Origin of the sequence: Pyruvatibacter sp. HU-CL02332, assembly GCF_040362765.1 — a bacterium.
Taxonomy (GTDB): Bacteria; Pseudomonadota; Alphaproteobacteria; order CGMCC-115125; family CGMCC-115125; genus Pyruvatibacter.
In genome coordinates this window covers 1,991,540-2,014,777 of the sequence record NZ_BAABWK010000001.1, presented here as the reverse complement: position 1 = coordinate 2,014,777, position 23,238 = coordinate 1,991,540, and the positions used below count along the sequence as shown (strand labels likewise).

The following is a 23,238-nucleotide window of genomic DNA, read 5'->3' as shown; positions in this document are numbered from 1 at the left end:
GATTGAGGCTCATGGCCATGCCCGCTGACAAATTACTGCATCCCATGCCGGAGGGGCTCTACTGCCCGGTAGGCGATTTCTATGTGGACCCGGTGCGTCCGGTGGACAGGGCCGTCATAACCCACGGCCATGCAGACCATGCCCGTGCGGGCCACGGAGCCGTGCTGGCGACACCCGAAACACTGGCCATCATGGCCGTGCGCTATGGGGTGGATTTTACCGGAACCCGGCAACCTGTGGCCTACGGTGAATCCACGGCCGTCAACGGCGTGGACGTAAAGCTTATGCCCGCCGGGCACGTGCTTGGATCGGCGCAGGCTGTCATTGAGCACAAGGGCACCCGTATTGTGGTGTCCGGTGACTACAAACGCCGCCGCGACCCGACCTGCGCCCGCTTCGAGCCTGTGCCCTGCGATGTCTTTGTGACAGAGGCCACCTTTGCTCTGCCGGTCTTTCGCCATCCACCAACCGAAGATGAAACCGCCAAGCTGATTGCGTCGCTTGAGCGGTTTCCGGAGCGGACACATCTGGTAGGAGCCTATGCCCTCGGCAAAGCGCAGCGCGTGATCATGCACCTGCGCGAGCAAGGCTACGATCGACCCATCTATCTGCATGGGGCGATGGAAAAACTCTGCGCACTCTACAAGGAATTCGGCGTTGATCTGGGTGATCTGCAGCCCGCGGCGGGTCACTCAAAAGAGGACCTTGCCGGTCAGATTGTTGTCGCCCCGCCCTCTGCCACGCGGGACAGGTGGTCACGCCGGTTTGCTGATCCGGTTACGGCCTTTGCCAGCGGATGGATGCGGGTGCGGGCCCGTGCGCGGCAGGCCGCTGTTGAGCTGCCATTGATCATCTCAGACCACGCGGACTGGGATGAACTGATTTCAACCATCGAAGAACTGTCGCCGCAGGAATTGTGGGTGACCCACGGGCGTGAAGACGCGCTGGTACATGCCGCTACCCAGATGGGCATCGCCGCCCAGCCGTTGAGCCTTGTGGGCTATGACGATGAAGACGGCGAAAGTGTAGAGGTAGATGCCGCGGATACGGTGTCATGAACCTGTTCGCCCAGTTTCTGGATGCCCTGTCCTATGAGCCGCGCCGCAACGGCAAACTGACGCTGATGGTGGATTACTTTCGCGACGTACCGGACCCCGAACGCGGCTATGCGCTGGCGGCCCTGACCGGCGGCCTTGAATTCAAGCACGCCAAGGCCGGTCTTATTCGTGAGCTTGTGTCTGCACGTGTTGATCCGGTTTTGTTTGAACTGTCTTACGACTATGTGGGCGATCTGGCGGAAACGACTGCACTGATCTGGCCAGAACGGCCCGGTGCCAACCGGGTGCCCGGCCTGTCTGAGGTGGTGGAGACGTTGAGGGGCGCCGCCAAGACTGAAACACCCAGGCTCATCGAAGGCTGGCTGGACGCACTGGACGCCAATGGCCGCTGGGCTCTCATCAAACTAGTGACCGGCGGGCTTCGCGTAGGTGTATCCGCACGCCTTGCAAAAACAGCTGTTGCGCAGTTTGGCGACCTTCCCGTGAACGAAGTCGAAGAACTCTGGCACGGGCTTGATGTGCCGTATACGGAGTTATTTGCATGGGCTGAAGGCACGGCGGACAAACCAGCTCACGCGGCGCTGGCGCCGTTCCGACCGGTGATGCTGGCTCACCCCATCACCGACTCCGACTTTCAGAAACTTACGCCAGAGGACTTTTCCGCTGAATGGAAGTGGGACGGCATTCGGGTGCAGGCTGTGTCGGAGGGCGGTGTTCGACGTCTTTACAGCCGAACCGGCGATGATATTTCCAAGGCATTCCCGGACGTGATCGAGGCACTGGATTTCGAAGCGTCTTTGGATGGCGAATTGCTGATTGGTCAGGGCGACGCCGTACGACCCTTCGCGGACCTGCAGAAACGGCTGAACCGCAAAACCGTTTCCAAGAAAACGCTGTTAGAAAGTCCCGCGTTTATTCGCGCTTACGACGTGTTGGTGATCGAGGGTGATGACCTGCGGGCGCTTCCCTTTGCGGAGCGCCGCCAAAGACTGCTGGCATGGCACGACCGCACCACGCCTGAGCGGATCGACATCTCTGACCAACTTGTTTTCAAGACATGGGATGATCTGGCGGCGGCCCGCGCTGAAAACCTGTCGACCGGCGTCGAAGGTTTGATGCTGAAGCGCCGTGACAGTGTATATGAGCCCGGACGCCCCAAGGGTCCGTGGTGGAAGTGGAAGCGTGATCCTTTCATCATTGATGCGGTGTTGCTTTACGCCCAGCGCGGACACGGCAAACGGTCGTCGTTTTATTCCGACTACACATTTGGCGTCTGGCGCGGCGACGACCTGGTGCCGGTGGGCAAGGCCTATTTCGGTTTTACCGATGATGAGTTGAAGCAGATCGACAAATTTGTTCGAGGCAACACGACCAACCGCTTTGGCCCGGTCCGCGAGGTGACGCATACGCGAGACGAAGGCCTGGTGCTCGAGGTGGCCTTTGAAGGCCTCAATCGGTCCACGCGGCACAAATCGGGTGTTGCCATGCGCTTTCCAAGGATTTCGCGATTGCGATGGGACAAGCCACCTGCTGAGGCGGATACGCTGGAAACACTGGAAAAACTGCTGCCGGAAGCGTGAAAACGCTGATTGTGGCGCAAGTGCCACGTCCCGGGCTGGCCCCGCCCTGCCACATTTCGCGCCTTGTTTTTGTGGCTTATGGTGTCATCAGACAGTGCGGCCTTGTGACGTAAACAGGGCCCAGACCGGGTGCCGGAAGGATTTTTGAGACATGAACAACATTTTTGGTGGTTCTCCACCTGCCGTAATTCTCAAAATCGCCATCGCCAGCGTTTGCGTTGGGCTGCTTCTGGCGATCACGGGCATGGACCCGATGATGGTCTGGGAAGATGCTTTTGCCACCATTGGCAATGTCTGGGGCTGGGCAATCGACTGGTTTGCCTGGGCCGGCAAGTACCTGATCATGGGCGCCATCATCGTTGTGCCCATCTGGATCGTGGTGCGTTTGTTCGACGTTCTGTTCGGCGGCAGCAAATCGTCATAGTCCAGCGCTATGGATGGTCCGTAACAGGTCCAGCATGTGGAGCCGGGGTGTGATGCAGGGAAAGCTGCGAACATGGCTGAGATACGCGGTCCGGTGGCTTGCCACCTGGCCCCATGGTCGTCGCTCTGCCGTCATCCTTGCCTTGTTTTTCTGGGCTGCCGGTCTGGTTGCCACCCGCATTGACGGACTGGCCGTCATGGACCTTCCCTATGGGCCAGTGCTGGCTGATGGTGTGCTGACTATGCCGGCCGGAGAGGTCGTTGCATCAGTGCCGCCAGCTGTCCTTGCCCCGGCAACGCCGCCGCCAGTCATTGCACAGGGGCCGCCGCCGCCACTGCCTCTCCCAAGGCCCGCTCAGGACACAGACGAGCCCTCGGCAGCACCTATTGAACAGGCCGTTGAAGAAACCGGCCCGGTCACACCCACACTCGTCATCGCCACGGAGGGCGACTACCCGCCGTTCAATTTTGTAGATGCCACAGGTGCATTGCGCGGGTTGGAGATTGATCTGGTCTATGCGGTGTGTGCTGAACTCAAAATCGCCTGCGAATTTGTCTCTCGGCGCTGGGACGAGTTGCTGCCCGGCTTGTCCAACAACGACTATCAGCTTGTTGCGGCCTCAATGCGTATTCCAAGACAGCCACCTGACGGCGTTGTCTTCTCGCGTCCCTATTTTGGAAGCGCCGCGGCCTACGCCGCACGGGAGGGAGATGTTGCTGCGCGCCTGCGAGGGCCGATAGGCGTCGAGGCTGACACCCGTATGGCGGCCTATCTCGCCAGCCGGAATGACAACGTGACCATCCAGACCTACCCGGATGCAATTTCAACCTATCAGGCGCTAGTTGACGATCAGGTGGCGGCTGTTTTTGACGACGCTGTGCGTCTCAACCGATGGCTGAACGACCCATCGGCGGCATGCTGCGTCATGTCGGGTCAACCCGTATTCAGTACGGAGTTTTTTGGGCCCGGTGTCGGCTTTGCCCTGCGCGAAAACGATGGCGAGCTGCTGGGCGAGGTCAATCAGGCATTGGATCAGCTCGCCAAGGAAGGCCGCATCGCTGAACTGTCAGACCGGTACCTGCCGTTTGCCCTTAACTGACGTCAGGCAGCGTACGCGGCATGACGAACGCCTTGAGGTGCCCGCCTGCCGGCAGGTCCGACCAGTCGCTGGCGTCGCAGTCGATCACCGTCAGCGCGGCTGTGGGGTATTTGCGCTGAAGCGTGCTTAGCACTTGTGCATCCCCTGAATGTGCCAGACCGAGGGCAAGGCTGTGTGTGCCGGGGTTATGGGCCAGGATCAAAACACAGTCCGGCTCTGTCTCAGCTTGCTGCAAGTGCTCCAGCGCCACATCAAGCATCTGCTCGGGCATTGCCAGATACATGCCCCGGTCAAAGCATACTTTGGCGTCCGTGCCCATTTCCTGTTGCAGCAGCTCCAGCGTCTCGCGCGTGCGGGTGGCCGTGGAGCAAACGATCAGCTGCGGCGCCAGGCCATTTTCGTTGATGTATTGGCCCATGCGGGTTGCTGCGGCGCGACCACGAGCATTCAGCGTACGGGCGTGATCATCCAGATCTTCGTCGGACCAGTCGGATTTGGCATGGCGGAGAAGCAGCAGTCTTTTCACGGGAAGTCTCCGCTAGGGCCCCTTTGAAAATGGCAGCCAAAGCGAGAAGCCAAGGCGTGCGGGGCGATCATCCTGAAATTCGGAAAGACCGATGGTCATCGACGTATGACCATCGTCGGGTTGGTCCTTATAGGTACCAAACAGCCTGTCCCAAAGCGACAGGTTGAATCCAAAATTGCTGTTTGTTTCCGGCACCCGCACGGAATGATGCACCCGGTGCATGTCTGGCGTCACGATCAGCCAGCGCAAAGCCCTGTCAAATCCCAGCGGCAAGCGCAGATTGGCATGGTTGAACATGGCCGTTCCGTTGAGCAGGACTTCAAAAATGATGACTGCTGCCGGCGGCGCGCCCAAGGCGACGACCAGCGCGATCTTGATGACCATGCTCAGCAGAATTTCAACCGGGTGGAACCGCAAAGCGGTCGTGACATCAATGTCGCGATCCACATGATGGACCCGATGAATGCGCCATAAGACCGGCACATGATGAAAAACCAGATGCTGTGCGTAGATCGCTGCATCCAGAAGGATGATCGCCGCGAGTACGGTCACCCACTGGGCAACGTCCAGCATGTTGAGCAGGCCCACATCCATACGCTGGGCAAATCCGGCGGCGCCCACTGCCAGCACCGGAACTGCCACGCGCAAGGCGACTGTGTTGAGGATCGTCATGAGGCCGTTTGTGGTCCAGCGCTGAAATCGCCCAAGGGCTCTGTCCCGGCGAGGCCAAAGGGCTTCTGCCAGGATGAACAGGGTTAACAGGCCCGCAAAGGCTGCAAGCCGGATGGCGCCTTCATTGCTGATAAAAAACTGCTCCATAGCCCCTAAAATGTCCGGACTGGCCGGCAAGTCAATTGACGCTTTTGCGAGCGGCTGAAATTATCGCTGCATGACATACAAAGCACCCCTTGCCGCCCTTGCCGTTGCTGCCGTTTTGGCAGGCACGAGCATCTTCTCTTCTGCGCTGGCGTCCGACGCAAAATCGTCGCCGTGTACGCCTGTTGCGGCGGCTGAATTCGGCGACCCTGTGATTTGCACAGGTATCATGAAGAAGGGCGGGCACACGCTGGCCGTTCGCCTGTATTGGGACATTCTGGCAGACACTGACGAATGGCATGTGACGCGCATCGAAACTGCCAAGACACCCAACGGCAAGGCCCGGACGGTGCTTGACGATGTGGACAGCCGCGCGCCCATGTCCATGGAAGCAAATGGCTTTGAGTTCGGGGATTTCAACTTTGACGGTTACACGGATTTCCGGCTGATCGAGTTTCTGCCTGCCGGGCCCAATGTTGCCTACTTCAATGCAATCTATAATCCCAAGACACACCGCCATGTGGTCGCGACACAGCTCAACATGCTGAGTGCCCCGCAGTTTGATGCAGCCAAGAATCTGGTGACTAGCGAATGGCGCAGCAATGCTGCGACCTATGGCAAGGATACCTACGCCTGGGACGGCACCGACCTGATCCTGAAAAAGCGCGTGGTCTCTATGTATGATGACGCCGAACACTGCATGGCGACATCGTTTGAGCCGGTGGGCCGGGTAACGGCTGAAGCACTTGGGTCAGGCGAGACAGACGGGTTGCTGACAGAGGTCTACGAAGAGCCCTGCAGCTAGCTCACATGCTAAGGACGCAGATGGCGGGCCCGCGTGCCGCGTTCAATGGCGGCAGCAACCAGACGTTCCACGTCCAGCTTGTGGCGGATGATTTCCAGAAGGCGTAGCTCTTCCTGGCCGATCTGCAGGTCTGCAGCCGCCACCTCTGTTGCCATGGCGTAGGCTGTCTCGCGCATGTGCACGGGCAACGCTTCCTTCACGAGGCCGAGCACGGTTTCCAGCCCATCGTCTTCCTGCAAAATGGCAGCGCATTCCTGCGCGGTCGGCACCAGCTTTTCCTGGGAATAATCTTTGAATGCTGGCAGCACGGCAGTGATGTTGCCGATTTTCTTGAGTTCATTGTCGGAAATGTTGCCGTCAACGGCGGCCATGGTGACCATCACGTAGATGAGTGCAGATTGCGGATTGATCGTCGAGGCCATGCAGAACGCCACCTTGATAGAAATTGGAAAACGCGGACCGCGCAAAACAGACGTGTGGTCCGGCAGCGGACACTAGGCAATCGCCGGTTGCCGGGCAAGCGTCACCCTCGTCTTACCGCTTCAAGAAGTCGGCACTTGCCTGGGCTGCTTCCGCAAGCCCCACCCGCTCCACGACAACGCCTTTGGGCAGTGCGCCCAGCAGTTTGGAGGGAAGCGGCGCCAGAATCGTGAAAACACCGCGATCATCGGCGGACCGGATCAAACGGCCAAAGGCCTGACGCAAGCGCAGCCGCGCAATCATGTCGTCGTACCGGCCACCCCCGAACGCCGAGCGGCGGGCCTTGTGGAGAATGTCCGGTCGCGGCCAGGGCACGCGGTCAAACACGAGCATCCGCAGCGCATCGCCTGGAACATCCACGCCGTCGCGCACGGCATCGGTTCCAAGCAGGCAGCTGTCGCGCTCGCTTTTGAAAATATCCACCAACGTGCCCACGTCCATGGCGTCCACATGCTGGGCGTAAAGGTTGAGCCCCTTGGCGGCGAGGGCAGGCTGCAGCCGTTCATGGACGGCGCGCAGACGGGCAATAGCTGTGAATATCCCAAGGGCGCCACCGCCCGACGCTTCAAACAACGTACGGTAGGCCCCTGCCAATACATCCAAGCGGGCGCGGCCCAGTTCATGGACGGCAAACACGCGGACCTGATTGGCGTAGTCAAAGGGCGATGGGAAACTTGCCCGGATCGCCGGTGCTGCCAGATGCATGGCGCCTGTGCGCACTTCCGCGCTGGCCCAGTGCATTTCATCTTCCGGCAGATCATCCATGGTGGTGTCGGTCGGCATGTCGTGGATGTCCCGCGATATGCCGTTGAATGGGTCCAGAACGTCATCCACCGGTGCGGGTTGCAACACGGGCTCATCGCGCAGGGTAGCGGATGTCACCAAAACGCCCTGCGCACGGTCCAGCACCACCTCTGCCAGCGGGATGGTTGGGTCCAGCCAGTGGCGCCGCATGGCGATGTCGCGCTCACGGCCATCTGACCGCTCGAGCTCAAACCACTCGACAAAGCCTTCGTCCGGCTCGCGTCCAATGCCCTGCAGCATTGCCATCCAGGATGGGATGAGGCCACCCGTGCGACGGATGATGGCGCCGTAGGCCGCCTCGATGCGCATGCGTGTCGCGGGCTCAAGGCTTTCACCTTCCTCCTGAAGACGCTTGGACAGGAGGCCCGCAATGGCCCGCAATGGCCGGGCGAGCTCTCCAAGTCCATTAGCGAGCCGAGATGCTGTCGCAGGCAGGTCTTCAATGGGCGGCGATACTTGCGTCTCCAGCGAGAACGGCGTTGAATCATTTGCGTTGCGTGTCAGCACCTGCAGCCGAACCTGCGCCAGGAATTGCTCAGCGGGGGTATTTGCGGCTTCGGTCTGAATGCGCGTCTGCCAGCCGGGGCCTGCAAGCACGCGTGCCGCGCTTTCAGCCTCGTCCAGCAGTTTTGGGCCTTCATCCATATCTTCGATCAGGTCGCCGACACGCTCGCGCAGGCCGCGGGTCCTGCGGGAGCGGCGAGCCTCAGAGCCGCGTATCCAGCGGCGAAGTTCAGCGGTTTCAAAACCGGAGAGGACAACAGAAAACGCACCATCCGCTGCATCGAAGACATGATGCCCTTCGTCAAACACGACACGTTGGGTGTTTTCGGAGAGCACCAGCTCACCGCTTGCGTCCGGAATATGCGCATTTGCTGCCTGCGTGAGCACAAGCGCATGGTTTGCCACTACGATGTCCGCGTTGCGCGACTTGCGTGTGGCGCGTTCAATGAAACAGGTTTTGTAGTGCGGACAGGCGGAGTACACGCACTCCCCACGCCGATCCGTCAGGCCAATGCCGCCCTCATTGCCCGCACGCGCGGCACCCGGCACCAGCCAGGACGGAAAATCACCGCCGAGCATGTCGCCGTCACGGGTAGCTCGTATCCAGCGCGCAATGAGACCCAAAGGAATGAGCGACGGATTGCCCGGCGCACCCGGCGCTGCCACGCCTGCTGCCGCCCGCCCTGCCCCTTCTTCAAAGTTGAGCAGACACAGATAGTTCTCACGACCCTTTCGCAGCACAACCTTGGACGATTTTTGCTCCGGGTCCGGATAAAGTTTAGTGAGCTCCTGATCAAGCTGACGCTGCAAATTCTTGGTGTAGGTCGAGAGCCAGACCGGCGCGTCATTGCGCTCCGCCCACAGGCTTGCGGGCGCGATGTAGCCCAGCGTCTTGCCGGTTCCCGTGCCAGCTTCCGCCAGCACAAGATGCGGCTCGCCGGGCTCCCGGGGCAAAAACGCGCGCGATGCAGCGCTGGCGTAATCCTTTTGACCCTGACGGTCCTCCGCACCTGCGCCCACAAGCTGACGCAGACGACCGCCCGCCTCCTCGGGTGCTACGGGACGGTTGCCCGGCTTGCCGCGCGCGGCGGTCTCTTCCCACTCGGGTAGCTTCTTCCATGCTTCCAGGCCTGTCAGCCACCCGGTATCTGCATAGGATTTGGGTGCGCCTAGTGCGGTTGTCACGACAGGCCCCCACGCCCACCCAGCCTTGTCCATGGTTCGGGCCAGCGCGGCGGCCTGATCCCGGCCGGGATAATCCTCATTGGCAAGCGTCTGGGCCAATGTGCGGGCGGCCGTGAGCAGTTCAACCGCAAGCTCTTCAGGTTCAGGTGTTTCCGCTGGATCCACCAAAGACAGCGTGCGTGCCAAACCCAGCGGCGTTGGAGTGCAAAACTGGGCGGGGTAGACAAAGCCAAACAGCTCGAGCACGTCAAAGGACTGCGCCATGTCGGCCAAACGCACACCAAAGCGTCTTGCTGTGAACCGGGTATGGACAATGAGATGTGGCTCACGCTTCAGCCGTTCTGCCGTTTGCCCCTTCGTCAGCTCGACAATTTCGCCTTCAGTGGTCAGCACAATCGACCCGCGGGGCGTTGCCACCAAAGCGGAGGCATCAGGCACCATGACCCGGCGCTGAGTGGCGCTGGCCCCTGTGGGCGGCAGTGATGAATCAGACGAATTGGCCATGGGTGCCTGCATCATAGCGATGCAGACGGCTCTTACGAGGCTTTTGCGCTGGCTCTGCCGCTCCTGCCGACCCGCGCAAACTGAGGATGGCTGGCCACAAGGTCCGTTTGGGCCATGGCTGTTTCACCGGGCACCAAAGAGGCCTGCTCCAACGCTGTTGCTCGATCACCGGAACGCACGGCAGCCTCGATTGTGCCTGCTCTGGCTTCCAGTGCACTCAGGCCAATGTTGCCGGAGGTCGATTTGAGGTCATGAGCCGCACGCCCCACCGCTTCAATGTCGCCGTTGCGCCGCGCAGTTTCAATAGTTTCAGCCAGCGTCCAGGCCGCATCGAGACAGGCCTCAACGATTTCATGAGCTTTTGCTTCACCCAAGGCGTTTTCAAGATCTGTGATCTTGGAGCTGACAATCCCCAGCGCTCTTTCGTTGACCTTTGCATCACCGCTACCAGGAACGGCCCGCTTGGACAGCGGTACGTCGAACCAGAACTCAGACCCCTCCCCTAGTGTGCTGCGCACACCCACGTGGCCATCCATCTGCTCAACAATGCGTTTTACCAGTGCCAACCCAAGACCTCGCCCGCCATGGCGGCGAGTGATCGACTGGTCGACCTGAACAAACTCGGCAAACAGGTTCGAGAGGCTTGCCGGTGCAACGCCGATACCCGTATCGCGCACGGCATATCGCAGCACGTCGGCGCCAATTTCCGGGGACATTTCAACGGATAGCTTGATGGAGACCCTGCCACTATCAGTAAACTTCACCGCGTTTCCAACGAGGTTCAGCAGTGCCTGACGACACCGTTTCTCATCCCCGGTCGCTGTCATGGGCACCTCAGGCAGGACGACCATGTTTATCTCAAGGTCCTTGCGGCGGGCCTCCGGCTCATGAATGCCGATGATCTGCGTCGCGATCACCCTTGGGTCATATGACGCGCGTTCACAGTCGGCTGCGCCCGATTCATGCAGAGACATGTCGATGATGTCGTCGAGAATGATGCCCAGATTGTCAGCACTCTCCCGGATGGTTGTCAGCCAGTCCTGCTGATTGTCGGACAAGGGTGTGTCCTGCATCAGCTCAGCCATGCCCTGAATGCCATTCAGGGGCGTGCGCACTTCGTGACTGATGGTCGCCAGGAACTCCGTTTTCGCGCGGGCACCTGCTTCTGCGGCGTGGCGGGCTTCAATGGCTTCTTCAGCACGGGCTTCGGCTACGTCACGCGCAGTTTCCAGGTCCCGCACGAGATCATTCGCCCGCAACCGGGCTGCCGCCTCTCGGATATACATCCGGTTCAAGCCCCGTCCCCACCCCTGCATGCTGTAGGCGAAGAGCAACGCCAGCAATGCGATCGCAACGCCATAGACACCCATCGTGAGTTGCACAGCTATGAAGGGGGCACCCAGGGCGGCCGTAAAGATGAACAAAGATGGGAGATGCGGCGACCGGGACACAAGGGAACCCGTGACGCCAGCAATCAACACCATGACCAGAACGACCTGAAGCTCGGGTTTTTCCGGAATGAGCCATAGCGAACCGACAAGCCCCCAGCTTACACCGCAAATGGCGCTGACGAGCATGTAACCGCGAGCCCAAGGCCCCCGATCTGCATCAGGAGACAGCCGGGCATGGCGGCGGCGAAGCACCTCGCCGAGCCCGGTACCGCCGAGTTGAAACGCCAAGACCAGCGGCAGCGTCCACCACGACACATAGGGAAAGAACAGGGCGAAACAGATGGAAAAGACAAAAACCGGCGTCAATCGGCCAGACGCTGACTGGGCATAGAGAAAATCGATCAGATCCCTGCGGGCGCGCGCTTCCAGTGCCGGATCAATACGGCCATCGCGCCCGTCTGCAGTATTTTCAGGCTCAGGAACATCGGCTTCCTGATGCACTTGATCTGACCCACGCGGATGCATCTCTGCCCTACTCAACATGGCATCCGACGATATAACCGGAAGCCTGTCCACCAAGTCGCGCCTGAACTCCCTTACCCCGTAAGAGGTCGAATTGACGGCGCACCCTCGCAACACTAGGGTCCGCGACCTTAAATTCTATTAACGCTTTAGCTTTGAACCGGGACTTTTCCCAATGAACGAGACCTCCACCCAGACCCTGGCAGACGACCTTTCCGCCCTTGCGAGTGACAGCAAGGCCTGGCCCTTTGAAGAGGCCCGGAAACTGGTGGCACGGGTGGAAAAACAAGGCCTCGGCGATAAAAGCTTTGTGCTGTTCGAAACAGGCTATGGACCTTCCGGTCTGCCGCATATCGGCACGTTTGGTGAGGTCGCACGCACCTCAATGGTGCGGCATGCTTTCAGTGTCCTGAGCGATGTCCCGACCAAGCTTGTGTGTTTCTCCGATGACATGGACGGCCTGCGCAAAGTGCCGGACAATGTGCCCAATCAGGAGATGATGCAGCAGCATCTGGGCAAGCCCCTGACGCGGGTCCCAGACCCGTTCTCCAACGAGCACACCAGCTTTGGGGCAGCCAACAACGCCCGCTTGCGCGTGTTTCTGGACCGCTTTGGCTTTGACTACGAGTTTGAAAGTGCCACAGACAACTACACCAGCGGTCGTTTTGATGAGGCGCTGATGCGCATGCTTGAGGTCTATGACAAGGTCATGGGCATCATTCTGCCAACGCTTGGACCAGAACGTCAGGCGACCTATTCGCCCTTCCTGCCGATCTGTCCGCGCACCGGCGTGGTGCTTCAGGTGCCCCTGGTGGCACGCGACACGGCGAAGGGCATTGTGACCTATGAGGACCCTGAAACCGGTGACCCGGTAGATGTGCCCGTTACCGGCGGAGCCGTTAAGTGCCAATGGAAGGCCGACTGGGCGTTGCGCTGGTTCGCGCTGGGTGTTGACTATGAGATGGCCGGCAAGGACCTGATCGAGTCGGTGAAGCTATCCAGCCGCATCTGCAAGGCCATGGGCGGTCAACCACCTGAAGGCTTCAACTACGAACTGTTTCTGGACGAGAACGGCGAGAAGATTTCAAAGTCACGCGGCAATGGGCTGACCATTGACGAGTGGCTACGTTATGCGTCGCCTGAAAGCCTGAACAACTTCATGTTTGCATCACCGCGCAAAGCCAAGCGTCTTTATTTCGATGTGATCCCGAAGAATGTGGACGAATATCTGTCGCATCGCGCGAGCTACTCAAAGCTTGAGCCAGCCAAGCAACTGATGAATCCCGTATGGCACATCCATGATGGTAATCCGCCAACGGATGAAGTGCCGATCTCGTTCAACATCCTGCTCAATCTCGTGAGTGCATCGAACTCCGAAGACAAAGACGTTCTATGGGGTTTCATTTCGCGCTATGTTCCCGGAGCTACGCCTGAGACGTACCCGCTACTGGATGAAATGGTCGGCTACGCGATCACCTACTTCCACGACTTTGTGAAACCGGCAAAGGTCTTCCGCGCGCCGACATCTCAGGAAGCTGACGCCATGCAGGTACTGTCTGACCGCATCGGCGCGCTTGACAGCAACGCGGACGCAGAAACCATCCAGAACGAAGTCTTTGCCGTTGGCAAAGAGCATGGATTTGAGCCGCTGCGGGCATGGTTCAGCGCACTCTACGAAGTGTTGCTTGGACAATCTCAGGGTCCACGTTTTGGATCCTTCGTCGCCTTGTACGGGATTGAAGAGACGCGCGAGATGATTGCAAAGGCGCTGGAGAAAAACGCCTAGGCTCCTGCTTTGGTCATCTGCACACCTTGCTTTGCAGAACGAACAACGCAAATCATGTAAGCATGAAATGCACACATGGATTTATCAGTACCCTGCTTGGCGTCGCGTTGATTGCGCTGCCTTTTGTCAGCCCGTCAGCGCATGCGCAGACACCCGAATCCGGTCCACTGTCCGCACAGGCGTTCGACCTGTATGACGCAGGTAGCTACACCAAGGCCGCGAAGGCGGGACTTCTGGAGCAAACAGCAGCGGGAGACGCACTCGCAGCCCGTGCATTTTTAGCTGCGGCCCGGACCGGCTCTCGCGGCATCAGAGGCCAGCTGGTTGCTGAGGCAAAGGACGCAGCTTCTTCAGCCATAACGCGTGATCCTGCGTACATAGAGGGGCACATGCAACTTGCCGTGGCGCTTGGATATCAGGGGCGCGCGCTGGGAGATTACATCGCCCACCAGCAAGGGCTTGCCACCAAGGCGCGCGACGCGATTGATACAGCCCTGTCTCTTGAGCCGGACAATGCCTGGGCACGCGCTTTGTCGGGCACGTGGCATCTTGAAATCGTGAAGGGCGCGGGTCCTTTGCTTGCCTCTGCGCTCTATGACGCCAACCGTGCAGGCGGGCTTGCGGACATCCGCGCTGCAGTCGAGGCGCAGGACGTCAGCATTATTGTGTTGCACCAATGCGCGCTTCAGCTGCTGGCGCATAATGCGGATACTTTCGGGCAGGAAGCTGAACGCATCTTGATCGCGGCGCGCAACATGCCGGCGCAAAATGCCTTTGAACGATTTACGGCACGGCAGATTGACCGGTTGTTACGGGCCTACCGTTCGGGCAACGAAGCCATGCTCAAGCGAGAGATTGATCGCGCGCAGGCGAGCTATTAACGGACACGCAGATTACTGGCGGGCCCAGACGATGCGGGCAAGCCACTGAATTTGCGACGGCTTGAACTCAAGATCTTCAAAAGACGGGTTGAGCGACGCGAGCACGATGCGTTTGGAGTTCTGAGCCCGCAGTTCTTTGGCCATAACCTCGCCATCCAGTGTCTTGGCCACCACGCGGTCCCCGACCCGGACGGCAGCAGCGGGAGAGACAACGATGATATCGCCCTTGCGATAGACCGGGGCCATGCTGTCGCCAGAAATTTCCAGCGCATACATGTTTTCATCACCTGCCCCAGCAGAGGCTCCGGGCAAATCAACCCGCTCCCATGCACCGCCTACGGGAAACCCGGCATCGCCAAAAAAGCCACCCGTGCCTGCCTGCGCAAGACCGATCACGGGAATGCCACCGCCAAAAGCGCCCGGGTTTGCAAAACCATCCACATCCTCAAGCGTGCCGCCATCACGGATAAAGCCGACAAACTCCTCCATGCTGGTGCCCGCCGCTTCAAGCGCCTTGGACAGGCTTTCCGTGCTCGGCCAGCGCTGCTTGCCGTTGGACGCCATGCGTTTGGAGCGGTTGAAAGTGGTGGGGTCGAGACCAGCTGCACGCGCAAGGCCCGACGCGCTCAGTCCTGAGCGCTGCGCGAGCGTATCAATGGCTTGCCAGATTTCGCGATGGGTAAGCATGAGATGCTTTCTGTGAATCAGTGACCCCAACATAGGAACAAATTCCTTTGTCCGCAAGCCACCCTTGCCGCCGCTTTCCCCCTGTGGCACCTCACCTCTCATGACATCAGTGATTTACAAAATCTGCCCCAAGTCGCTTTGGGACGAGGCTGAAACCGCAGGCGAATTCACCGGCGCCGGCATTGATCTGGCCGATGGATACATCCACTTTTCGACGGCAGAGCAGACGCCAGAGACTGCGCGCCTGTATTTCAGCAACACGCCCGACCTTGTGGTCGTGGCTGTTGATGCGACGCCTCTGGGAGAGGGCCTCAAGTGGGAGGAATCTCGAGGCGGGCAACTCTTCCCGCATCTTTATGGCGCGTTGCCTACGTCTGCCGTGTTCTGGGTGAAACCTTTGCCCATGGATGATGATGGTGCGCCACAGGTACCAGCCCTTGATGCGGACACGGACTCATGAGCGCACTTGCAATGATCGGCGCGCGCCTGCTGCGCAAGTTGCCGCCAGAACTGGCCCATGTGCTGGCTGTGCGAGCTTTGGCAGCGGGCTTTGGGCCAACTGACACGACCTCTGCAGATCCGGTTTTGCGGGCCGACGCCATGGGCCTGACATTCCCGAATCCGGTCGGTGTTGCAGCGGGCTTTGACAAGGACGCCCGCGTGCCGGACGCCCTTCTGGCACTTGGATTTGGATTTGCCGAAGCGGGCACCGTGACGCCCGAGCCGCAACCGGGCAATCCCAAGCCACGCATGTTTCGGCTTGAAGAAGATCGCGCGGTCATTAACCGCCTTGGCTTCAACAATCAGGGGCTTGATGCCTATACCGCTCGGCTTGCAGCCCGCCACGACAAGCCCGGCATTGTGGGTGCCAATATCGGCGCCAACAAAGACAGCGAAGACCGTATTGCCGACTATGTGACAGGTCTCAATCATGTGGCCGGGCTTGCGTCCTACGTGACGGTCAATGTGTCCTCACCCAACACGCCGGGTCTTCGCGACCTTCAGGCCCGCGACGCCCTGCGCGACCTTGCGGGGCGCGTCAGCACTGCGCGTGATGCCCTCGCCGGATTTGCCGATGCACCTCTGCCCCTCGTTTTGAAGATCGCCCCGGACCTTGCTGCTGAAGATATTCGTGATGCGGTTGAGGTGGCCATCGAGACGGGCTTTCAGGGCCTGATCGTCTCCAACACGACCATTGCACGCCCTGAGACCTTGAAGAGTCCGAACAAGGATCAAACGGGTGGGTTGTCAGGTGCACCCTTGCTCGAACCTTCCACTGCCGCCCTGCGCGTGGCCGCCTATGTCAACAAAGACCGCCTGACGCTGATTGGCGCTGGAGGGGTTTCGTCTGGCGAAAGCGCATATGCAAAAATTCGTGCCGGGGCGACACTGGTGCAGCTTTACACAGCCTTTGGCTATGACGGACCATCACTCATTCCACGCATCAAGAATGAGCTGGCGGAGTTGCTGCGGCGTGACGGCTTTGCGTCGGTCAATGAAGCCGTCGGCGCTGATCTCAAATCCTAAGAGGACACACTCCCATGTCGCTGCATATCTATCACAATCCGCGTTGCTCCAAGTCGCGCCAGACGCTTGAGCTGCTTCAGGAAAACGGCCATACGCCGGAAATTGTGGAGTATCTGAAAACGCCTCCAACAGCACAGGAACTGGAAGCTGTTCTCAAGAAGCTGGGCAAAGGGCCGCGTGAGGTGATGCGCAAAGGCGAAGCTGTGTTCAAGGAGTTGAGCCTTGGCGATGACAGTCTCACAGATGCGCAGCTGATTGATGCCATGGTTGCCAATCCGATTTTGATTGAACGCCCCATTGTCATCACCACAATCAAAGCGGCTATTGGCCGCCCGCCTGAAAGTGTTCTCGATATTCTCTAGGCCGAACACTCAGGCGATGCTGCGCTCGAGAGATGGATATCGCAGGCCCAGCGTGATGCCGCGCACAACGCTGAAGAGTGTAAAGGCTGCCCACAGGCCGTGATTGCCCCAGGGTTGAAACGCCCACCAGGCAGCAATGTAGATCGCGAATGACAGCGCCATCATGTTGCGCATGTCAGCGGTGCGGGTCGCCCCCACGAAAATCCCGTCCAGTTGATAGCTGGCCACGGCCGCGAGCGGCGAGACCACCGCCCATACAAGATAAGTGGTGGCGGTCTCCCGGACGTCCGCCACGCTTGTAAGCAGACCGATAAACCATGCTCCGAGCAACCAGAACACCAGGGCGAAAGCGACAGCGGAGGCGACCGCCCAAAGGGAACTCAGGATGGCTGCTTGCCGGAACCGCGCACGATTGCGTGCGCCTTTGCTCTCGCCGACGAGTGCTTCGCTAGCGAAGGCAAACCCATCCAGTGCGTGGGCGGCGAGGTAGAGGAAGTGCAAGAGCACGCCATTGGCGGCAAGAACAACATCACTTTGGGCCGCGCCCTGCATGGTCAGCCAGATGAAGGCAGCCATGAGAAACGCTGACCGGATGAAGATGTCCCCATTGACGCTGAGCATCCGGCGCAGGGCATCCATGCTCCACAGGCGCGCCCGATCGCCCGGTGCAAAGGCTGCCCCGGTGCTGCGCCGTGCATGCCAGACCACAAGCCCTACCCCGGCAATCACTGTGGTCCATTCCGCAATGACAGTGCCCAACGCAACTCCGTCGACATTCATGCCGACGCCCACAACGAACAGAACGTCAAGCGCGACATTGGCCAGGTTGAGATAGAGCTGCAGATAGAGCGCAATATCGGCCCGCTGCAGGCCGATGAACCAGCCAAGAATGGCAAAGTTCACCAGCATTGCCGGGGCGCCCCAGATACGGATGGAAAAATACTCTGCAGCCAGCGCTTCGACCTGCGGACCCGCTTCAAAGCCTAAGAAAATCGCCGCAGACAGGGGCACCTGACACACCGCGAGCAATGTTCCTGCGGTGATGCCCACCAGCATCGCACGGTGAATGGCACTTCTGATTTCAGCATTGTCTCTCGCGCCCAGCGCCTGCGCCACGAGGCCCGTGGTGCCCATGCGCAGGAAGCCGAAAATCCAGTAGAGGGAACTGAAGATGATGGCACCAAGGGCAATGGCAGCAATAAACGCCGCTTCGCCGAGATGACCGATCACTGCAGTGTCCGCGATCCCGATAAGCGGCACAGTGGAGTTCGATATGATGATCGGACCTGCCACGGCCCACACGCGCCCGTGGGTGACCGGCTTTGGCTCGGCGACAGCGGGCGATTGCTCAGGCGGCATGGGTCGCGGCCCAATCCACCGCTTCCTCCAGCCGATCGCTTCCCCAGAACAGCTCACCATCGTTGGTTGTGAAGGAAGGCGCACCAAAGACACCTGCCGCGATAGCTGCATCAGTGCCTGCTCTCAGAGCAAGCTTGCCATCTGAAGACGTTGCGCGCGCGAACACGTCAGCTGCATCAAGACCAAGGCTCGTGAGGATCGGGGTCAGGTCTTCAGCGGTTGAGATGTCTTGTCCCCTGCCGAACTGTGCGGTGTATGTAGCTTGTGTAAAATCCGCCACCCACCCTTCATCCTGACCGACACAGGCGACACGACCGGCCAGTAGCGAGTTTTGTGGAAACGTGGTGGGCCTTTTGAAAGGCACGTCTAACGCGTCCGCCAGTCGGGCCATATCTCGCCACATGTACTTGCCCTTGGCCTCGTAGATATTGAACGGACTATCGGTCCAACCTTGCGCGCCGAAGATAGGCCCGAGCAGAAACGGCTGCCACGTTACGCTAACACCACGACCCTCGGCGACGTCTGCGATGCGCATGGCGGCGAGGTAGGAATAGGTCGAGGCAAAATCGAACCAGAACGTGATGTGCGCCATGAGGGTTTTTCCCTATGTGAGTTTCGCGCTTGTGTGGATGTCGCGATGGTTTCTGAAAAGCGTTTGCTCTAGCTGCCTTGGTTGCTGTCGCCGTTTCCATCGCCGATAGGCTCCAGCAGGAAATGCCCATGGGCTGCCGCTATGGGCTTTTCAGGATCGTCCTGCCAGGCGATGACCTGCACATTGGCCACACGGCGACCATGCTTGGTAATTGTTGCACGTGCATAGGTGTCGAGGGGGCGGCCGGAGCGCAGATAATCAATCGTGATGTCAATCGTCTTGGGCAGGACGCGAATTTTGCTTTCGCGGGCGACCTGCACGATGGCCGCGGTTTCAAGGAAACCGCCAATGACGCCCCCATGCAATGCAGGCAAGGACGGGTTGCCAATCAGGTCCTGCTTGAAGGTGAGCTTGCCGAGCAGTTCGTCGCCGACTTTCTCAAAGGTGATGCCGAGAAAGGCCACATAGGGAATGCTTGCCATTACCTCATTGATGTCACGGCCCTGGGAGATGTGTTCGAGATCACGCATGTCTCTATCCATCCCCCCGATCGCTGGCGGACAGACGGTCCATTTCGCCAAGTACTTTTTCGCGCATGCCTGACGAGGGCGGTACGGCGCGATTGGCTGCGAGCATAAACGCACTCATGCATGTGGCGATGGGATCGTCGATGTCGTCATGAAAGGCAGTGCCGCGCACAAAGGCGACAGACTTGGTGAGCTTGAAACAATGTGCTTCGCACTGAATGTCCTGTTTTGGAGCTGCCGGGCGCATGTAATCGATGCGTAAATCAAGCGTGGCAATGGCCGTTGGTTCACCGAGCGCCATCTGAGTGGCGACACCGCAGGCATTATCCAGCATGGTGGTAATAACGCCGCCGTGGATTACACCTGTGTCCGGATTGCCGACCAGAAATGGGGCATAGGGGACTTTCAGGCGTGCGCGGGCTTTTTCCGCCGACACGATTTCAAGGCCGATGGCGCGGGCGTGGGGCACGTGATCAATCAACATGCCTTTGAGCGCTTCATTGCGTCGCGCTGCTTCGTTTTCAGGGTCTTTGCTCATGAACACCGGTATGGCCTCCCAGCGCTGAACGGGCAAGCTCTGAACGACAGGCGCATAGAAACTAGACTTGAGTCTATTTTCAGCGGTATGACTCCTCCTAACAAAGAAAAACGATATTTCTCAAGGGAGTGCAGACCATGGCACAGGTCGATCTACCGGTTTCAGACCGAGATTCAGACGCGGAGCCTGATGGCCGTATCACGCTGACGCGGCAGGGCCATATTCTGCTCATGGGGATTGACCGGCCGGAAAAGTACAACGGCCTGACACCAAAGATGTTTTCGGAACTCGCGGACGCCTACACCCAGCTGGATACGGATCCCGAGCTGCGCGTGGGCGTGCTGCATTCCTTCGGGAAACACTTCACCGCCGGCCTTGAGCTGACCAAATTTGCTGAAGGCATGAAGGACGGTGCTAGTGGCGCCAGCGAAGCAGGCTCGCGCCGTGTGGACCCGTTTGCGCTGAAGAAAAAATGCTCGAAGCCTGTCATCACTGCCGTTCAAGGGATCTGCTACACGGCCGGCATAGAGATGATGCTGGCATCCGACATCGTGATTGCCTCCAAAGACACCCGCTTTGCCCAGCTCGAACCGCGCCGTGGGCTCATGGCTGCTGGTGGCGGTACCATCCGCTTCATAGAGCGCTGTGGATGGGGCAATGGCATGTATCACCTGCTGTTGTGTGATGAAGAGTTTGGAGCGGCCGAAGCGCTGCGCATCGGCATTGTGCAGGAAGTGGTTGAGCCGGGCACGCAGGTGGGCCGTGCAATCGAGCTAGCCAATCGCATCTCCAAACTTGCACCACTGGCCATCCAGGAAACCAAACGCTCATCGATGACATTCATTGAAGACGGGGAAGCAGCTGCCTTTGCACAGCTTGATGCAGTGCAGGCCAAGCTGGCCAATACGCAAGACGCCGCCGAGGGCGTGCAGTCTTTCATTGAGCGGCGCAGCGGCAACTTCAAAGGCCGATAGGCACGCCACACACGCATTCGAGACCGTCGAAACAGGAAACGAAAATGTCCGACACAAATTCAGCGCTTCCAAAATGCTGCATCATCGGGGCCGGGTGTTCCGGCTTTACAACCGCCAAGGCCCTTCAGGATCGCGGCATTCCGTTTGACTGTTTTGAAATGTCGGACGTGGTTGGCGGAAATTGGGCCTATAAGAACAAGAACGGCATGTCGGCGTGTTACGAGTCGCTGCACATCGATACTTCCAAGAACCGGATGTCGTTTGAGGACTTTCCGATCCCGCCGACATTTCCCGACTTTCCCCATCACAGCCAGATCTTTGACTACTTCAATGACTATGTTGACCACTTCGGCCTGCGAGAGAAGATCAGCTTCAACACCGCTGTGACCCATGTCACGCGGGATGATGCAGGACTGTGGCATGTCACGGTTGATCGCTCAGCGACCGGCGGGCCGTCGTCCGAGACGCTGACTTACGACGCTTTATTTGTATGCAACGGTCACCATTGGGACCCGCGCTGGCCGGAATATGAAGGCATGAACACCTTCACCGGCGTTCAGATGCACGCACACTCCTATCTCACACCGTTTGAACCTCACGATATGCGGGGCAAGCGCATCGTGATTGTGGGAATGGGCAATAGCGCGATGGATATCTCGTCTGAACTGTCGCAAAAGCCGATTGCCAAGAAGCTCTATGTGGCCGCGCGTCGTGGCGTTTGGGTCATGCCGAAATACATCAACGGCAAAGTTGCGGACAAAGGCGCGATGCCTGCATGGATCCCACTGTCTGTTCAAAGGGCTATCGGCAAACGGATGATCAAGCGACTTGTCGGCAACATGGAAGACTATGGACTGCCCAAGCCTGATCATGAGCCGCTGGAAGCGCATCCATCCGTATCCGGAGAATTTTTGACACGCGTCGGGTGCGGCGACATTGAATCCAAACCCAACATCAAGCGCTTTGATGGCAATGTCATTGAGTTTGAAGATGGCAGCCGCGAAGAGATCGACGTTGTGATCTATGCCACCGGGTACAATGTTTCGTTCCCGTTCATGGATGAGACGGTCATCAAGGTCGAGAACAACCACGTCCCGCTTTACAAGCGGGTGTTCTCACCTGGCATTCCCAATCTCTTTTTCATGGCGCTGGCGCAACCATTGCCCACGCTGGTGAACTTTGCCGAGCAGCAGATGAAGCTTGTTGGTGACTATCTGACGGGCAAATACGCGCTGCCTGACGACACTCAGATGAAAGAGGTCATCAAGGCTGACGAGGACATGTATACGGGCCATTTCTATGAATCCGCCCGCCACACGATGCAGCTGGATTTCAACAAGTACATCTGGGACATGGAGCGCGAGATCAAACGCGGTGCCAAGCGCGCCAAATCCAAGCCCGGCCTTCCCGTGCCGGCCCGGGCAAAACACATTGGCAGCGTTGCAGCGGAGTAACCAATTTGGGGATTCCGGGCCTTTAGCCAGATTCCGCAAATTGAAGCTGGCCTTAGGGCAGGCTAGACTGCATAAGGGCGCGCAGCCGAAATGCTGCGCCTACTGACAAAATTGTTTGTCTGGTCGTGCGCATTTCGCAGCCTTTGCCGATACGCCCTGGAAAGCCGCAAAATTCGTGAGTACGACCATCAAAGCAGCCGAAAAACCTCTCGGCACCCAGACATCTTCCACGTCGTCTTCCTCAGCCATGGGGAAGCGCGAGCGGACGAAAGTTGAGAATCGGCAGGCTATTCTGGATGCCGCCCGTCTGGTTTTTGCTGAGCTGGGCTATGGGGAAACCACCGTCCGGGACATTATTCGTCGGACTGGCCTCGCGTCCGGCACGTTCTACAACTACTTCAAATCCAAGGATGAAGTGTTTCAGGCGATGATGGATGCAAGCGCCCTGCGCATGCGTCCTCGCATCCGTGCTGAACGTATCCGCGCCGCCAGCTTTGAAGAATTCATCTCAGCCAGTTTCCGCGCCTATTTCGATTATCTGGAGCAGGATGAGCAGATGCACCGCATCATCCGGCGCAAGTCAGGTTCCATGCGGGTGCGCATGGATACACCGGAAGTTGTCGCTGTCTTTGATGAACTGCGCCTCGATATCGATCGGGCGATCTCGCAGGACGTTCTGCCGAAGGTAGATCCGGAATATCTCACCGCTGCATTTGTGGGCATCGCTTTTGAAGTTGGTGACCGGATGCAGGCGCGCGAGCCATTTGACTCAGCCGCCGCAGCTGAATTTGCGACCAAGCTTTTTCTTGGCGGCGTAAATGCCCTGCCACGGCTTGAAGATTCCGACTAGTAT

23 protein-coding genes are annotated in these 23,238 nt (G+C 59.0%); 13 read left to right on the top strand and 10 right to left on the bottom strand.

Annotation, left to right across the window (positions count from 1 at the left end):
- Positions 1-17: 17 nt before the first annotated feature.
- The 4 genes from ABXH05_RS09560 (at position 18) to ABXH05_RS09545 (ending at position 4,161) form a co-directional block, all read left to right on the top strand.
- A complete protein-coding gene (locus ABXH05_RS09560) occupies positions 18-1,058 on the top strand; it encodes a ligase-associated DNA damage response exonuclease (protein WP_353560798.1) in 1,041 nt (346 codons plus the stop codon).
- The gene (locus ABXH05_RS09555; RefSeq protein ID WP_353560797.1) at positions 1,055-2,638 is read left to right on the top strand and encodes a cisplatin damage response ATP-dependent DNA ligase; all 1,584 of its coding nucleotides are present in this window, start codon (positions 1,055-1,057) and stop codon (positions 2,636-2,638) included. Before ABXH05_RS09560 ends, ABXH05_RS09555 begins: the two co-directional genes overlap by 4 nt.
- Positions 2,639-2,789: 151 nt before the next feature.
- Positions 2,790-3,062 carry a DUF6460 domain-containing protein gene (locus ABXH05_RS09550; protein WP_043948265.1) on the top strand — a complete coding sequence of 91 codons (273 nt, stop codon included), beginning with the start codon at positions 2,790-2,792 and terminating at the stop codon, positions 3,060-3,062.
- Between the two features lie 52 nt (positions 3,063-3,114).
- Entirely contained in the window at positions 3,115-4,161 is a 1,047-nt protein-coding gene (locus ABXH05_RS09545; RefSeq protein WP_353560796.1) for a transporter substrate-binding domain-containing protein, read from the top strand.
- Here ABXH05_RS09545 and ABXH05_RS09540 read toward each other — a convergent pair.
- A complete protein-coding gene (locus tag ABXH05_RS09540) occupies positions 4,154-4,687 on the bottom strand; it encodes a SixA phosphatase family protein (protein WP_353560795.1) in 534 nt (177 codons plus the stop codon). The two genes, ABXH05_RS09545 and ABXH05_RS09540, sit on opposite strands and share 8 nt — an antisense overlap.
- A gap of 12 nt (positions 4,688-4,699) precedes the next feature.
- Positions 4,700-5,506 carry a sterol desaturase family protein gene (locus ABXH05_RS09535; RefSeq protein ID WP_353560794.1) on the bottom strand — a complete coding sequence of 269 codons (807 nt, stop codon included), beginning with the start codon at positions 5,504-5,506 and terminating at the stop codon, positions 4,700-4,702.
- A 70-nt stretch (positions 5,507-5,576) separates the two neighbouring features.
- Between ABXH05_RS09535 and ABXH05_RS09530 the strand changes: the two genes are divergently transcribed.
- A complete protein-coding gene (locus ABXH05_RS09530) occupies positions 5,577-6,308 on the top strand; it encodes an XAC2610-related protein (RefSeq protein WP_348137102.1) in 732 nt (243 codons plus the stop codon).
- Positions 6,309-6,316: 8 nt separating this feature from the next.
- On the opposite strand, the gene ABXH05_RS09525 is transcribed toward ABXH05_RS09530, so the two are convergent.
- The 3 genes from ABXH05_RS09525 to ABXH05_RS09515 all read right to left on the bottom strand — a co-directional run bounded on the left by ABXH05_RS09525 (position 6,317) and on the right by ABXH05_RS09515 (position 11,719).
- Positions 6,317-6,730: a tellurite resistance TerB family protein gene (locus ABXH05_RS09525; protein ID WP_348137100.1), complete on the bottom strand. Its 414-nt coding sequence runs from the start codon at positions 6,728-6,730 to the stop codon at positions 6,317-6,319.
- 112 nt (positions 6,731-6,842) lie between these two features.
- Positions 6,843-9,785, bottom strand: a complete 2,943-nt coding sequence (locus ABXH05_RS09520) for an ATP-dependent DNA helicase (RefSeq protein ID WP_348137098.1) — start codon at positions 9,783-9,785, stop codon at positions 6,843-6,845.
- Positions 9,786-9,817: 32 nt separating this feature from the next.
- Positions 9,818-11,719: a hybrid sensor histidine kinase/response regulator gene (locus ABXH05_RS09515; protein WP_353560793.1), complete on the bottom strand. Its 1,902-nt coding sequence runs from the start codon at positions 11,717-11,719 to the stop codon at positions 9,818-9,820.
- A gap of 154 nt (positions 11,720-11,873) precedes the next feature.
- Between ABXH05_RS09515 and ABXH05_RS09510 the strand changes: the two genes are divergently transcribed.
- Both ABXH05_RS09510 and ABXH05_RS09505 read left to right on the top strand, forming a co-directional pair.
- Positions 11,874-13,484 carry a lysine--tRNA ligase gene (locus ABXH05_RS09510; RefSeq protein ID WP_353560792.1) on the top strand — a complete coding sequence of 537 codons (1,611 nt, stop codon included), beginning with the start codon at positions 11,874-11,876 and terminating at the stop codon, positions 13,482-13,484.
- A gap of 62 nt (positions 13,485-13,546) precedes the next feature.
- Positions 13,547-14,365: a hypothetical protein gene (locus ABXH05_RS09505; RefSeq protein ID WP_353560791.1), complete on the top strand. Its 819-nt coding sequence runs from the start codon at positions 13,547-13,549 to the stop codon at positions 14,363-14,365.
- Positions 14,366-14,377: 12 nt separating this feature from the next.
- On the opposite strand, the gene ABXH05_RS09500 is transcribed toward ABXH05_RS09505, so the two are convergent.
- On the bottom strand, positions 14,378-15,052 hold the full coding sequence (locus ABXH05_RS09500; RefSeq protein WP_353560790.1) for a S24 family peptidase: 675 nt from the start codon (positions 15,050-15,052) through the stop codon (positions 14,378-14,380).
- A 100-nt stretch (positions 15,053-15,152) separates the two neighbouring features.
- On the opposite strand from ABXH05_RS09500, the gene ABXH05_RS09495 reads away from it, so the two are divergent.
- Genes ABXH05_RS09495 through arsC form a run of 3 tightly spaced genes read left to right on the top strand, consistent with a single transcriptional unit; the run spans position 15,153 to position 16,941 of the window.
- Positions 15,153-15,512 carry a DUF952 domain-containing protein gene (locus ABXH05_RS09495; RefSeq protein ID WP_353560789.1) on the top strand — a complete coding sequence of 120 codons (360 nt, stop codon included), beginning with the start codon at positions 15,153-15,155 and terminating at the stop codon, positions 15,510-15,512.
- Positions 15,509-16,579, top strand: a complete 1,071-nt coding sequence (locus ABXH05_RS09490; protein WP_353560788.1) for a quinone-dependent dihydroorotate dehydrogenase — start codon at positions 15,509-15,511, stop codon at positions 16,577-16,579. The genes ABXH05_RS09495 and ABXH05_RS09490 overlap by 4 nt, the downstream gene beginning before the upstream one ends.
- A 14-nt stretch (positions 16,580-16,593) precedes the next feature.
- Positions 16,594-16,941: an arsenate reductase (glutaredoxin) gene (gene arsC, locus ABXH05_RS09485; protein ID WP_353560787.1), complete on the top strand. Its 348-nt coding sequence runs from the start codon at positions 16,594-16,596 to the stop codon at positions 16,939-16,941.
- Between the two features lie 9 nt (positions 16,942-16,950).
- On the opposite strand, the gene ABXH05_RS09480 is transcribed toward arsC, so the two are convergent.
- From ABXH05_RS09480 to ABXH05_RS09465, 4 genes are all read right to left on the bottom strand, one after another.
- The gene (locus tag ABXH05_RS09480) at positions 16,951-18,300 is read right to left on the bottom strand and encodes an MATE family efflux transporter (RefSeq protein WP_353560786.1); all 1,350 of its coding nucleotides are present in this window, start codon (positions 18,298-18,300) and stop codon (positions 16,951-16,953) included.
- The gene (locus ABXH05_RS09475) at positions 18,290-18,892 is read right to left on the bottom strand and encodes a 2-hydroxychromene-2-carboxylate isomerase (RefSeq protein ID WP_353560785.1); all 603 of its coding nucleotides are present in this window, start codon (positions 18,890-18,892) and stop codon (positions 18,290-18,292) included. The genes ABXH05_RS09480 and ABXH05_RS09475 overlap by 11 nt, the downstream gene beginning before the upstream one ends.
- A 68-nt stretch (positions 18,893-18,960) precedes the next feature.
- On the bottom strand, positions 18,961-19,422 hold the full coding sequence (locus tag ABXH05_RS09470; protein ID WP_353560784.1) for a PaaI family thioesterase: 462 nt from the start codon (positions 19,420-19,422) through the stop codon (positions 18,961-18,963).
- Between the two features lie 4 nt (positions 19,423-19,426).
- On the bottom strand, positions 19,427-19,957 hold the full coding sequence (locus ABXH05_RS09465) for a PaaI family thioesterase (protein WP_353560783.1): 531 nt from the start codon (positions 19,955-19,957) through the stop codon (positions 19,427-19,429).
- A 137-nt stretch (positions 19,958-20,094) separates the two neighbouring features.
- On the opposite strand from ABXH05_RS09465, the gene ABXH05_RS09460 reads away from it, so the two are divergent.
- The 3 genes from ABXH05_RS09460 to ABXH05_RS09450 all read left to right on the top strand — a co-directional run bounded on the left by ABXH05_RS09460 (position 20,095) and on the right by ABXH05_RS09450 (position 23,235).
- Positions 20,095-20,931, top strand: coding sequence for a crotonase/enoyl-CoA hydratase family protein (locus ABXH05_RS09460; protein ID WP_353560782.1), 837 nt, complete (start codon positions 20,095-20,097; stop codon positions 20,929-20,931).
- Positions 20,932-20,975: 44 nt separating this feature from the next.
- Positions 20,976-22,385: a flavin-containing monooxygenase gene (locus tag ABXH05_RS09455; protein WP_353560781.1), complete on the top strand. Its 1,410-nt coding sequence runs from the start codon at positions 20,976-20,978 to the stop codon at positions 22,383-22,385.
- A gap of 175 nt (positions 22,386-22,560) precedes the next feature.
- The gene (locus ABXH05_RS09450; RefSeq protein ID WP_353560780.1) at positions 22,561-23,235 is read left to right on the top strand and encodes a TetR/AcrR family transcriptional regulator; all 675 of its coding nucleotides are present in this window, start codon (positions 22,561-22,563) and stop codon (positions 23,233-23,235) included.
- Positions 23,236-23,238: the final 3 nt, after the last annotated feature.

What these genes read in the sequence shown, in the direction of transcription:
- ABXH05_RS09505 (WP_353560791.1), top strand. Translation starts at nt 13,547, where the DNA reads ATGAAATGCACACATGGATTTATCAGTACCCTGCTTGGCGTCGCGTTG.
- ABXH05_RS09475 (WP_353560785.1), bottom strand. Translation starts at nt 18,892, where the DNA reads ATGGCGCACATCACGTTCTGGTTCGATTTTGCCTCGACCTATTCCTAC.
- ABXH05_RS09500 (WP_353560790.1), bottom strand. Translation starts at nt 15,052, where the DNA reads ATGCTTACCCATCGCGAAATCTGGCAAGCCATTGATACGCTCGCGCAG.
- ABXH05_RS09460 (WP_353560782.1), top strand. Translation starts at nt 20,095, where the DNA reads ATGGCACAGGTCGATCTACCGGTTTCAGACCGAGATTCAGACGCGGAG.
- ABXH05_RS09555 (WP_353560797.1), top strand. Translation starts at nt 1,055, where the DNA reads ATGAACCTGTTCGCCCAGTTTCTGGATGCCCTGTCCTATGAGCCGCGC.
- ABXH05_RS09535 (WP_353560794.1), bottom strand. Translation starts at nt 5,506, where the DNA reads ATGGAGCAGTTTTTTATCAGCAATGAAGGCGCCATCCGGCTTGCAGCC.
- ABXH05_RS09515 (WP_353560793.1), bottom strand. Translation starts at nt 11,719, where the DNA reads ATGTTGAGTAGGGCAGAGATGCATCCGCGTGGGTCAGATCAAGTGCAT.
- ABXH05_RS09510 (WP_353560792.1), top strand. Translation starts at nt 11,874, where the DNA reads ATGAACGAGACCTCCACCCAGACCCTGGCAGACGACCTTTCCGCCCTT.
- ABXH05_RS09470 (WP_353560784.1), bottom strand. Translation starts at nt 19,422, where the DNA reads ATGCGTGATCTCGAACACATCTCCCAGGGCCGTGACATCAATGAGGTA.
- ABXH05_RS09525 (WP_348137100.1), bottom strand. Translation starts at nt 6,730, where the DNA reads ATGGCCTCGACGATCAATCCGCAATCTGCACTCATCTACGTGATGGTC.
- ABXH05_RS09490 (WP_353560788.1), top strand. Translation starts at nt 15,509, where the DNA reads ATGAGCGCACTTGCAATGATCGGCGCGCGCCTGCTGCGCAAGTTGCCG.
- ABXH05_RS09560 (WP_353560798.1), top strand. Translation starts at nt 18, where the DNA reads ATGCCCGCTGACAAATTACTGCATCCCATGCCGGAGGGGCTCTACTGC.
- ABXH05_RS09455 (WP_353560781.1), top strand. Translation starts at nt 20,976, where the DNA reads ATGTCCGACACAAATTCAGCGCTTCCAAAATGCTGCATCATCGGGGCC.
- ABXH05_RS09545 (WP_353560796.1), top strand. Translation starts at nt 3,115, where the DNA reads ATGCAGGGAAAGCTGCGAACATGGCTGAGATACGCGGTCCGGTGGCTT.
- ABXH05_RS09550 (WP_043948265.1), top strand. Translation starts at nt 2,790, where the DNA reads ATGAACAACATTTTTGGTGGTTCTCCACCTGCCGTAATTCTCAAAATC.
- ABXH05_RS09530 (WP_348137102.1), top strand. Translation starts at nt 5,577, where the DNA reads ATGACATACAAAGCACCCCTTGCCGCCCTTGCCGTTGCTGCCGTTTTG.
- ABXH05_RS09480 (WP_353560786.1), bottom strand. Translation starts at nt 18,300, where the DNA reads ATGCCGCCTGAGCAATCGCCCGCTGTCGCCGAGCCAAAGCCGGTCACC.
- ABXH05_RS09520 (WP_348137098.1), bottom strand. Translation starts at nt 9,785, where the DNA reads ATGGCCAATTCGTCTGATTCATCACTGCCGCCCACAGGGGCCAGCGCC.
- arsC (WP_353560787.1), top strand. Translation starts at nt 16,594, where the DNA reads ATGTCGCTGCATATCTATCACAATCCGCGTTGCTCCAAGTCGCGCCAG.
- ABXH05_RS09495 (WP_353560789.1), top strand. Translation starts at nt 15,153, where the DNA reads ATGACATCAGTGATTTACAAAATCTGCCCCAAGTCGCTTTGGGACGAG.
- ABXH05_RS09465 (WP_353560783.1), bottom strand. Translation starts at nt 19,957, where the DNA reads ATGAGCAAAGACCCTGAAAACGAAGCAGCGCGACGCAATGAAGCGCTC.